This window comes from Verrucomicrobiota bacterium, assembly GCA_016871495.1.
GTDB lineage: Bacteria > Verrucomicrobiota > Verrucomicrobiia > Limisphaerales > VHDF01 > VHDF01.
Genome location: VHDF01000125.1, coordinates 1 through 10,594 on the forward strand (window position 1 = coordinate 1; position 10,594 = coordinate 10,594).

Annotated in this window: 9 protein-coding genes; 6 read left to right on the forward strand and 3 right to left on the reverse strand. The window is 59.4% G+C overall.

Going from position 1 to position 10,594, the window contains the following annotated elements; genetic code table 11:
* Positions 1-482 precede the first annotated feature (482 nt).
* Positions 483-1,487 (forward strand): hypothetical protein, encoded by a 1,005-nt coding sequence (locus FJ404_18235; GenBank protein MBM3824791.1) that lies wholly within the window; start codon positions 483-485, stop codon positions 1,485-1,487.
* Between the two features lies 1 nt (position 1,488).
* Here FJ404_18235 and FJ404_18240 read toward each other — a convergent pair whose 3' ends face one another.
* Positions 1,489-2,715, reverse strand: a complete 1,227-nt coding sequence (locus FJ404_18240) for a hypothetical protein (protein ID MBM3824792.1) — start codon at positions 2,713-2,715, stop codon at positions 1,489-1,491.
* Here FJ404_18240 and FJ404_18245 point away from each other — a divergent pair.
* A complete protein-coding gene (locus FJ404_18245) occupies positions 2,601-4,946 on the forward strand; it encodes a LamG domain-containing protein (GenBank protein MBM3824793.1) in 2,346 nt (781 codons plus the stop codon). The two genes, FJ404_18240 and FJ404_18245, sit on opposite strands and share 115 nt — an antisense overlap.
* A 246-nt stretch (positions 4,947-5,192) precedes the next feature.
* Positions 5,193-5,816 carry an HNH endonuclease gene (locus tag FJ404_18250; GenBank protein ID MBM3824794.1) on the forward strand — a complete coding sequence of 208 codons (624 nt, stop codon included), beginning with the start codon at positions 5,193-5,195 and terminating at the stop codon, positions 5,814-5,816.
* Positions 5,817-5,838: 22 nt separating this feature from the next.
* Here the strand turns inward: FJ404_18250 and FJ404_18255 are convergent, their stop codons facing one another.
* Positions 5,839-6,783: an MBL fold metallo-hydrolase gene (locus FJ404_18255; protein ID MBM3824795.1), complete on the reverse strand. Its 945-nt coding sequence runs from the start codon at positions 6,781-6,783 to the stop codon at positions 5,839-5,841.
* 126 nt (positions 6,784-6,909) lie between these two features.
* On the opposite strand from FJ404_18255, the gene FJ404_18260 reads away from it, so the two are divergent.
* Positions 6,910-7,767, forward strand: a complete 858-nt coding sequence (locus FJ404_18260; protein MBM3824796.1) for a type II secretion system protein — start codon at positions 6,910-6,912, stop codon at positions 7,765-7,767.
* A gap of 15 nt (positions 7,768-7,782) precedes the next feature.
* The gene (locus FJ404_18265) at positions 7,783-8,868 is read left to right on the forward strand and encodes an NAD(P)-dependent oxidoreductase (protein MBM3824797.1); all 1,086 of its coding nucleotides are present in this window, start codon (positions 7,783-7,785) and stop codon (positions 8,866-8,868) included.
* 253 nt (positions 8,869-9,121) lie between these two features.
* Here the strand turns inward: FJ404_18265 and argF are convergent, their stop codons facing one another.
* Positions 9,122-10,018, reverse strand: coding sequence for an ornithine carbamoyltransferase (gene argF, locus FJ404_18270; protein ID MBM3824798.1), 897 nt, complete (start codon positions 10,016-10,018; stop codon positions 9,122-9,124).
* Positions 10,019-10,109: 91 nt separating this feature from the next.
* Between argF and FJ404_18275 the strand changes: the two genes are divergently transcribed.
* Complete coding sequence (locus FJ404_18275; GenBank protein MBM3824799.1) at positions 10,110-10,385, forward strand: hypothetical protein; 276 nt, start codon at positions 10,110-10,112, stop codon at positions 10,383-10,385.
* Positions 10,386-10,594 lie beyond the last annotated feature (209 nt).

Genomic DNA, 10,594 nt, shown 5'->3' on the forward strand with positions numbered 1-10,594 from the left:
TAGACCACTTTGTCTCCTTCCGTTCGACACGCCAGATCGCGGTTGAGCTCCACAGACCCGGCAGGAAACATCGGTCATTGAACTTGCGGCATTCACCTATTCACCGCCACCACCCCCATCCTTGAAAATCGAAAATGTCCCTCTTGGTCTCAATTCCATTCCACTCCACCCAATCTTTCCCCGCATGAGGTCAGGATGTCTGAAGCTACGCCCTCGATCGCCCTCCGCTCCACGGGCGAATTGATGAGATTGGAACACGAGTTCTTTACACGCCTCATCGCGACTTCTTCGGAGTCGATCGATTCTTCTACCGCGCGAGCGACGGCTCCTCATCCTCCGAAGCCGCCGAAGTCGAAATCCACGTTCTCGGGAGTTCCGATGCGCCCTCCATCGAGCGTGTCTCCCCCCAATTCACCGGGGAAGACATTCCACTGAAGGTCAAAATCCAAGTCCGGGATCCCGACGGACTGGACGGATTGCAAGTGCTCCTCGACTCCTCCAACCGCCTCCTTTTGCCCTTGGGCAACATGTCGATCGAAGGGTTGGGATCCGAGCGAACCTTGACGTTGACTCCCGCTCCCGAGCAAAGCGGAGCAACCAAAGTCATGCTGCGAGTCGTGGACACGGACAACCTGATTCATGACGAGGAATTCGAGTTCGTGGTGCATGCCGTCAACGATGCTCCCTTGGTTTCGCCCGTCCCGAATCAAACATTCGTGGAAGACTCCCAGTACACGGTGGAAGGCCTGATCATCCTCGATGCGGAATCCCCGCCGGAGTCCCTCAAGGTCAGCTTCCGTTCCGATCTTCCGCAACTGATCGCCCCGGAGGACATCCAAGTCGAACGGGTTGGTTTGTTTGCCCGGTTGCGATTGACTCCCAAGCCCAATCAACATGGTGTGGCCCGAGTCACCATCATCATCACCGACCCGCAGGGAGAAAACGGGGAGGAATCCTTTCAGGCGCGTGTCCTTCCAGTCAACGATCCGCCTTTCGCCACAAGCTTCAAGGTCGTCACCGGCGCCGGCATACCCGCGTTGTTCACACTCAAAGGATCGGATCCCGATGGAGATGCGCTGCGCTACGAATTCGTCTCCCTGCCCACGCGAGGGCGGATTGAAGGCACGCCACCGCATCTCACCTATATCCCCGCGGGCGCCGCCACGGGCGAGGATCGCTTAATTTACGCGGTCACCGACGGCTCCCTTCGGTCGTCGCCGGTGCAGGTGGATTTTAGAATTCTACAACCCGGCCAGATGCGCCGTTTCTCCACCCTCTCGAAGCCGGCGGCACCGGGCCAGCCGGTGGTGTTGAACTTCTTCGCGGTCGCCGGAAAGCGCTATTTCCTCGAGGTCAGCGATAGTTTGAACCAGGGCACCTGGATCGTGTTGCGAACGTTCATTTCCGAAGAAGGTGGCGAAGTCATTTTAAGCGACGACACGCGAATCCTTCCCCAAGCGCGATTCTATCGAATCCGCGAAGAATGATTCACCATTCCGGATGCCGATGCTTCAGTTCTGCCGCCAAGTGAGGCAGATAGGCCGGAGACGATCCACAAAGCACCGCAGCCGCTCCCGCATTAAAAAAATCCTCAAAATCAGTGGAGCACGACGCCCCCCCCACCGCGACGATCGCCAATCCAAGTTTCTCCCGCTCGACCCGATCGACCGCGCTTCGCACCAACTCCAAGGAGGGACGATGGATCGCCCGCCCGAGCACTCCGGCGACCCGAAATCGCTCACCAAAAACCGGGTTCCCGTCCCGGTGCAACACCGGGCGGCTTAAACAGTTCACCAAGGTAATACCGCTCGCCAATCCTCCCACAGCGCGGACGAATTCGGCCATCCTCTCCTCGCTCGCAAACGCCCCAATTTTGAGGAGCAACGGGGTATCGCCAATCACGCTCCGAATCCGTTTCGACACCAGCCGGCTCGCGGCTGAATCCTGATAGAGCGAACCCTCCGCGGAACACACGTTGGGGCAGGACAGATTGGCCTCCACCACCTGCGCACCCGCCTCTTTTGCCCATGACGCGCACCGGGAAAAATCCTCGGCCACGGCTTCCACCGAGTCGCCTTCCACAGGAGACGCCACCACCGAAACGATCAGCACTTGGCCCGGGAGCAATCCGCGCCTCGCCACCGCGACATCCGGGCGCCATTCCGCCGGGGACGCGGATGGCATGCCAAAACAAACCGAGGCCGACGCTTCCACGGCATTCGAGGGAAAATGCTCCCGCACCCAAACCGGCCCTTCTGAATGAGCTGGATCTTCGTCCACAAACACCCAGTTGGGCGGCGGATAACTGGGACGCTCCTTGCCACGAACCGTCTTGTAGGTCAGCAAATCCCAGCCGCGCCCGGCGTACGGCAATACCCAGCGGCTGTTCGGCAACAAGCCCGCAGCAATGCCGATGCAGCTTCGAACAGGCAATCCCAGAAACGATTTCATCGGCGTGGCGGGAATCGTCGGCACAGGCTCACTGAAGCACGGTCCCCGCAAGGCGTTCTCCTCCCAGCTCAACCGCGTATCGTACGTCATCGAAAACTCCGCCATCACGCAATCTGGATTTTGGAATGAAAGGCGGTCAATATGAATCGATGAACCCAACCAACCGACGGAAATTCTTGCAGCATGCGGGAGCTTGGGGAGCCACCCTCGCCGTCCGTCCCTCTTTCGAAGAGCGAAGTTCGCCGACGCGGATCCCTTCTTCATCGAGGATCCCTCCCCACCGTGCGCTCCATCTGCCGGGCGTGCATGCCTATCCGAGCCTTCAAAGTGTCCAGGCGGGCGAGATCATTCGATTCCACGTCAGCTCCACCGTGCCCACCACGATTTCAATTTGCCGTCTCGGATCCGGAATCGATGACCCCGCCACCCGCGAAGTCTTGCATGATTTTCCGACATCCCCCCCCTCCCCGCAACCCATCCACCCCGGTTCTTACGCTCATGTGCCCAAAGGCATCCGCAAATCTTTGGTCGCGCTGACCCTCGAATGCTGGGTTCGGCCCTGGACCCTTTCCCGCCTGCAAGGAGTGATCAGTCAGGAAGACAAGGAGGATGCTCGCGGATTCGCACTCGGGCTCGGCCAGGACGGTTACGCTGGTTTTTATCTCGGAGACGGCCAATCGCCGGATGAAGAAGTCATCCACCGAACCGCCCCAGGCGCCATTCAACCACGGGTATGGCAGCATCTGGTTGCGCGGTGGGACGGTGAATTCAAAGAGATATGGATCAATGGTAAGCGCGCAGGCCGCTGGCCCTTTCGCAAGCCAGCCCTTCCAGGACCGCACCCCATCCGGCTTGGCGCAATGTCCGAGAATGGCGTCTCCACCCATTTCCTGGATGCCGATATCGCGATGCCCTCGATCTCGGGCCGAGCCTTGACTCAAGACGAAATCCAGAAGCGCCACCAGGCCCGGGCCCTGGAGTTTCCCTCAAGGGAAGCCTTGCTCGCCTGTTGGCCGCTGGATGAGGAAAAGGGTGACTCCCTCCGGGACCTCAGTGGAAACGGCCGCAACGCCAGGCTCATCAATTTGGGAACATGGATGATCGGGGGGCCTTCGTTCGACGGCGATGCGGTCCCGCGCTACCGATCTTACGACCCCGCACGGGATGTTTCCCGCGGACATGGGCTGAGGTTCGCCTCGGACGATCTCTACGATTGTCGATGGAAAGCGACTCATGCGTGGAAGCCGCCCCTCACCGCGAAAGCCGGGCTGCACGCGGTTCGAATTCATTACCAGTGGCAGGGTGAACCCCAGGATTACTACGTGACTTTCAATGTGAAGAGAGGCAAAGCGCGGGCTCGGCCTCCCATCCTGGTGCTGCTTTCGACCAGCACCTGGCTCGCCTACAACGCCGTGCCTTTTTGCGAAAACCCGCCGCCGGGACTGTTTCTCAACACCGGCGGCCATAAGAATTCGCACCCCGAAGCTCCGGCTTTCTCCTGCTACCGCAATCATCACGCGGGCCAGCCTTCTTATCAGTTCGGCCTGCGGATGCCCTGGCCCTGCGCCGGCCCTGACATCCTCTACAGCTCGCGTGAAACCGGCTACAGCCATCTGATGCGTGCCGAACGTTTCCTCCACGTCTGGCTCGATCAATCGGGTTACCGCTACGACGTCGTCACCGATTTGGATCTTCACCAGGACCCCGGACTTCTGCGCGGATATCGAACGGTCATGATCAATGGCCACAGTGAATACTGGTCCGTGGACGCTCTGCGGGGCCTGGAACGTTATCTGCGCGAGGGCGGCACCGCCGTCGTGTTGTCCGGAAATACCATGTTCTGGAGAACTTCCTTCAATCGCGAAGGCACCGTGATGGAATGCCGAAAATTTGACGAACGCATCGGAGGACGCGGGGGAACACCTGTCGGGGAACTCTTCCATAGCCACGACGGACAACGCGGCAGCCTGCTCCGGGAATGCGGCCATCCCGCTTGGCAATACGTCGGGCTCGAATGTTGTGGATGGGGAGGCGTGGAGAATCGGGAAGCGGGCGTTTACACGGTAACGCGTCCGGACCATTTCCTGTTTCATCAACCGGAGTCCGTGGGCCTAAAGCAAGGGGAAACCTTTGGGCATGGACCCGGAGGGGACTCACGCCGGGCGGTAGGACATGAATACGACGTGCGGTTAAGCACGCTCCTGCGGATGACCCGGCAGTATCCTCCGGGATTCGTCAGACCGGAGGAGCCCTCGGGAATCACAACGCTTGCGGTTGGAAAACGACCGTCCAACAAAGCCCTCGATTACTTCACCCAACCGGTCGAAGCGCCTGACGGGGTGGTGGCAGAAATGATTTACTGGGAACGCCCCGAGGGAGGTCGTGTTTTTCACGCGGGCGCCATTGGGGCGGGATGGGCGTTGGAGGCGGATCCGCGTTGGGCCACCCTGATGCGAAACGTCCTTCATGCCTTTGGAGTTGATCGCCCAACTTGAGTCCTGAACCGCGTCCGGCTTGACCCTCCGAAGCCCTAGCCGTGCATCCCGATGTTGTTGGTAGGGCGGGCCTGTCCCAGCCCGCCGCCCACGGGATGCAAAACATCATGCTCCGGCGGCGCGCCGGGACGGACGCGCCCTACCTGCATCACCGGCAACATCGGGATGCACCGAAGCCCAAGCGATTCTCTTCCCGGCATTTGACATCGCGAAAGCGCGCGTGATAGGGTTCCCCGCGTCCTTGGTATGCGTGGCTTCCTTTCACAGCAGGTTCTTGTGCTTAACCGGCTTTGGCAGGCGGTGAATATTTGTTCAACTCGCCGAGCTCTCTCCCTGCTCTTCCAAGGCCACGCCCAAGTCGTGCTCGCCGGGGCGGAAGGCAGCTTCCAAACGTTCAGTTTTCGCGAGTGGCGGGATTTTTCGCAGCAAGACCCCGAATCCGACAGCGTCGGAACCATCTCCTTCCGCATTCGCGTCCCTCGCGTGATCATGCTGATCGTCTTCGACCGGCTGCCCAAGAAGGAAGTGAAATTCACCCGGCACAATATTTTCGAGCGTGATCAGAATCGCTGTCAGTACTGCGGTGAAGTGTTCGACCGGAAGGATCTCAACCTCGACCACGTCATCCCGCGCGACCGGGGGGGTCCGACCACTTGGGAGAATATCGTGTGCAGCTGCATCCCCTGCAACACAAGCAAATCGAATCGCACACCTCACGAAGCCGGTATGCACCTGATCCGCAAGCCGAAGCGGCCCAAGTGGCGCCCCTTCGTCCAGGTCAACTTCGGCTTCCAGTACCACGAAAGTTGGAAGCACTTCCTTGATCTCGCGTATTGGAACGTCGAACTCGGAGAAGAAGTCTCAGGTTAGGAACCGCGCCGCCCTCCCGAGCTCAACTCTTGCGAAAGACAAAGGGCACCCCCTCCTCCAGAATCTTGACGCGGTCGCTCACCCCCGCGTTGCGGGCAAGCTCCCGTAACCAGCGCGGCGGCTCATCCATGGCCTCAAACGAAAGTTTGAAAGTGCCAAAATGCATGGGAATAAAATAGTCGGCCCTCAATTCTTTAAACACCTTCATCGCTTCGTCCGGACCCATGTGAACGTTGCGAAAGGAGTCCGGAAAGTAGGCCCCGATCGGTAACAAGGCAATCTCCGGAGCCAGCTTGCCCCCGATATCACGGAATCCGTCGAAATACGCGGAGTCCCCGGCGTGAAACACCCGCCGGCCCTGATGTTCCAAAACGAACCCGCCGAAGCCGCGGTGATCGTCACGAATCATTCGCGCTCCCCAGTGCTTGCAAGGCGTCAACGTCACCTTCCAGCCATTCGCCTCATAGGTCTCCCACCATTTTAACTCCACCACTTCGCGAAATCCCAATCCTCGCGCCAGGTCTTTCATCCCCCAGGGCAACACCGCCGTCTTGGGCGACGGCAGCTTCCGCAAGGTCGGTTTATGAAAATGATCGAAGTGCGCGTGAGTCAGAAGCACCAAATCAATCGGAGGCAGATCCGTGAGCCGCAACCCAGCCCGCTTGATCCGCTTCAGCAGAAAAAGCCAGTTCGCAAAATTCGGGTCAATCAGCGCGTTTAAATCCGAAAACTGCACCAAAAACGAGGCATGGCCAATCCAAGTCAAGGCCACATCTCCATGAGCCAGTTCCGGAAAATCAGGGCGATGCGTGGTGCCAATTCTCTTTGTCACCAAGGCCTTCCAAACCATTTCCCGAAAAAAAGTCCGGGGATTGAAGGCGTTGGTAGGCGTCAATTCCTTGAACGACCGAGGAATTCGGCGCTGACGCCCCCTGCCTTGCACGCGTTGGGAATTAGGATGAAGCATGGAGGCGTCGTCCGGAAGATAAGATGGGAGCTCCAGGAACACAATTCAGGAATCGGCAGCCGCAACCGGCACTTGAATTTCGTTTTGCTTGCTTCATAATCTGCAGGGTAACCCCATCTCCACCGTATGCGTTCCCATTCTCCCCAACATAGCCAGCGCCGTCGGCGCTTGTGCGCCTTCACCCTGATCGAACTGCTGGTCGTCATCGCCATCATCGCCATCCTCGCCGGCATGCTCCTGCCCGCCTTGAGCAAGGCGAAAACCAAAGCCCAGGGCATCGCTTGTTTGAGCAATCTCAAACAACTTGGGCTCTCCTGGACCATGTACTCCCTGGATAATGCGGACCGCATCCCACCGAACAACGGCAATGATCAAGGAGGATTCAACGCCGCGAATTCACCTTTCTATCCGAACACATGGTGCGCCGGCTGGCTCGAGTTCAACGGCACACCCGACAATACCAACACGCTGTTCCTCCAACGCAGCCATCTCTGGCCCTACCACAATACCCTCGGAGTCTGGCGCTGCCCCGCCGACATCAGCATCTCCAGGCACGGTGGTCGCGTTTTTCCACGCGTTCGAAGCATGGCGATGAACAACTGGATGAATCCCGCCAGTGTCTGGAACGGTCAAAGCGCATGGAAGCTGCTTCGAAAAACCTCCGACATGACCGACCCCGCGCCCTCCAAAACCTGGGTCCTCATCGACGAGCGCGAGGAAAGCATCAATGACGGCTTTTTCGTCGTGGACATGATCGGCTATCCCAATACTCCCGGCGCCACCATCCTCGTGGATTTCCCGGCCAGCTATCACAATGGCGCAGGCGGGCTCAACTTCGCGGATGGACATTCCGAAATCCATAAGTGGATTGATCCGCGCACGCGCCCCAAGCAGCGGAAAAACGCAAACATTCAGTTGAATATCCCCTCCGCCAACAACAAAGACATCTTTTGGCTCCAGGAACGGAGCACCAGCCGCCGATAGGGCCGAATTCGTAACATGGCCATTCCTCACCCCCGAACCAACCGCCCCCTTTCAACTTCGGCTGCAAAAGATTGGCCCTTCCGGATTTCGTCCGAGCGCGAATTGGACGAAGTTCTCACGCGTCCCTCGGCCCAGCTCGTCCGGGATATTCAGACCGTGCGTTCCCCCCTCGTCCTTCTGGGGGCCGGCGGCAAGATGGGCCCCAGTCTGGCGGTTCTCGCCGCCCGAGCCGCGCGTGAGGCCGGATCCAACCTCGAAATCATCGCTGTCAGCCGTTTTCGCGATGCCCCTCGAAGAAAATGGCTCCAGGACCATGGCGTCACGACCGTGCAAGCAGACCTGCTGAACGCTTCCTCCTATCGTGGACTGCCCCACGCCTCCGATGTCCTTTATCTGGTGGGTCAAAAGTTTGGCACCACAGCGAGCCCCACGGCCACATGGACGACCAACACGTTGATCCCCGCCTGGTCCATGCGCCGCTACCCGCAGGCTCGGTTCGTCGTCTTGTCCACCGGGAACGTCTATCCCCTCTGCACCGTGCGCGGACGGGGCGCGGCTGAGCATGTCAGCCCTCTGCCCATCGGCGAATATGCCAGCGCCGCCCTGGCTCGGGAGAGAATTTTCGAATGGCACGGGGAACAACAATCCACCGCAGGTGTCATCTTGCGGCTCAATTACTCCTCGGAATTGCGCTACGGAGTTCCCGCCGAAATCGCCTCCAAAGTGTGGCGAAACGAAGCGATCCCACTCCAGAATGGGTGGTTCAATTGCATTTGGCAGCGGGACGCGAACGAAGCCGTCCTCCGCTCCTTGGAACTCGCTTCCAATCCAATAGCCATTTTCAATCTCACAGGATTGGAGAAAATCTCGGTCCGCCAACTGGCCAAGACGATGGCATCGAAGATGGGACGTCGCCCTCACTTCAAGGGTCGCGAGTCCAAAACCGCCCTGCTCAGCGACGCCCGCCGATTGCATCAACTGCTCAAGCCGGAAAAAATATCATGTTCCATCTTGATCGACTGGGTCACTCAGTGGGTCATGAACGGGCTTCCCTCCTACGACAAACCCACACACTTCGAAGTCAGAGACGGGAAATACTAAAGGGGTTCGCTTCCACTCCCCGGCCGGATCCATCCCGCCCAACGCTCGCCAACCCCTTCATCGTCTCAGCTATCCACCCACTCTCCTTGCTGGGTCCTTTCCAACGGGAATAAACCTCCCGTCCCAACCGACGAAACGCAACTCAAACTCGTCCCGCCAAGAATCCCAACAGGATTCCGTCGCCGAGCGCATCGTTAATGCCCCCCCGGCCCCCCACACCCACGATGCATCCTTTTCCCGACCGCTGTGCGGCTTACGTCAGCATCCACTCCAGAATGGCCTTCTGAACGTGCAAACGGTTCTCGGCCTGAGTGAAAATCGTGTCGGCGTGCGCCTCGAAAGTCGCCTCGTCGATTTCCTTTCCCCGGTAGGCCGGAAGACAGTGCATCACCAAGGCCCCGGAACGCGCTCGCTTCACCACTCGCTCGTTGATTTGATATCCCGCGAGGAGCTCGAGCCGTTCCGCCGCCTCCGCCTCCTTCCCCATCGAAACCCAAACGTCCGTATAGAGCAAATCCGCACCGTCGGCCGCAGCTTCCAGATCCTCGGTGCAATAAATCCGCCCGCCGGCCCTTGCTCGCAATTCCGCGGACGGTTGAAAGGCCTTGGGTGCCGCGATCCGCAGCTCGAATCCCAGTTTGCCCGCGGCGAACATCCAACTCGCCGGCACGTTGCACGCCCCGTCCCCCACAAAAGTCACCACCTTGCCTCGAATGTCACCCCGTCGCTCCACAAACGTAAACAAATCCGTCAAAATCTGGCAGGGATGCTCGTCGTCCGTCAGCGCGTTCACCGTGGGAATACCCGCGTATCGCGCGAAATCTTCGACATCCGATTGCGCAAAAGTGCGGATAACCGCCCCGTGAATCATGCGCCCCAGCACGCGGGCGGTGTCTTTGATCGGCTCACCTCGTCCCAATTGAATGTCATTCGCGCTCAGGAATAACGATTGCCCCCCCAATTCCCGAATGCCGACTTCGAAGGAAACCCGGGTGCGCGTGGAGGACTTGCTGAAAATCAACCCCCAGATCTGGCCTTGGGCGACGCGTTCAGGAAGCTTGCCCCTCTCTCGTTTGAAGTCAGCGGCGCGTCTCAAGATAGGCGCGAACGCCTCCACGGGGAGCGCCTCCAGGCTAAGTAAATGCTTCATGTCAACACGGGCGAAAGTGGTGAAGGAATCACAATTCACCATGGCCACTCAAGCCAATATTTCGCTGCACGCGCGGTGCCGGTGCATCCCGATGTTGCCGGTGATGCAGGTAGGGCGCGTCCGTCCCGGCGCGCCGCCGGAGCATGATGTTTTGCATCCAGTGGGCGGCGGGCTGGAACAGGCCCGCCCTACCAACAACATCGGGATGCACGGGCGCTGTGCATCCGCAACTTGCCGGCGCGCGCCGTTCATGGCGCTTCCGCTCGCGCCAACCCGCTGCGGCGAGTCTCCGAGACGGCCGCGCTCCCAGAATGAAAATGGCTGGTGGTGCATCCAAAGGTTTTCCGTAACCGGGTTGTCGTGGTAACGCAGACAGCCCTGTCTGCTGTTTCGCAGGCTGCCCAGCCTGCGGGGCGGCGAAGGGAACCAGGCGCGTGGAGAGTAAGGAATCGTTCTTCACCCGCCGGGCCGACGGGCCGTCGGCGATACGGCAGGCTGGGCAGCCTGCGCCACACGACAGACAATTTCGGGATGCACGGCACCCATGCCACATCCTCGAAATACTCAGGGACAGGA

Bases quoted from the DNA above. Each gene is read 5' to 3' on its own strand.
- FJ404_18245 (MBM3824793.1), top strand. From the start codon at position 2,601: ATGAACCCAACCAACCGACGGAAATTCTTGCAGCATGCGGGAGCTTGG.
- FJ404_18240 (MBM3824792.1), bottom strand. From the start codon at position 2,715: ATGAAGAAGGGATCCGCGTCGGCGAACTTCGCTCTTCGAAAGAGGGAC.
- FJ404_18250 (MBM3824794.1), top strand. From the start codon at position 5,193: ATGCGTGGCTTCCTTTCACAGCAGGTTCTTGTGCTTAACCGGCTTTGG.
- FJ404_18255 (MBM3824795.1), bottom strand. From the start codon at position 6,783: ATGCTTCATCCTAATTCCCAACGCGTGCAAGGCAGGGGGCGTCAGCGC.
- FJ404_18260 (MBM3824796.1), top strand. From the start codon at position 6,910: ATGCGTTCCCATTCTCCCCAACATAGCCAGCGCCGTCGGCGCTTGTGC.
- FJ404_18265 (MBM3824797.1), top strand. From the start codon at position 7,783: ATGGCCATTCCTCACCCCCGAACCAACCGCCCCCTTTCAACTTCGGCT.
- argF (MBM3824798.1), bottom strand. From the start codon at position 10,018: ATGAAGCATTTACTTAGCCTGGAGGCGCTCCCCGTGGAGGCGTTCGCG.
- FJ404_18275 (MBM3824799.1), top strand. From the start codon at position 10,110: ATGTTGCCGGTGATGCAGGTAGGGCGCGTCCGTCCCGGCGCGCCGCCG.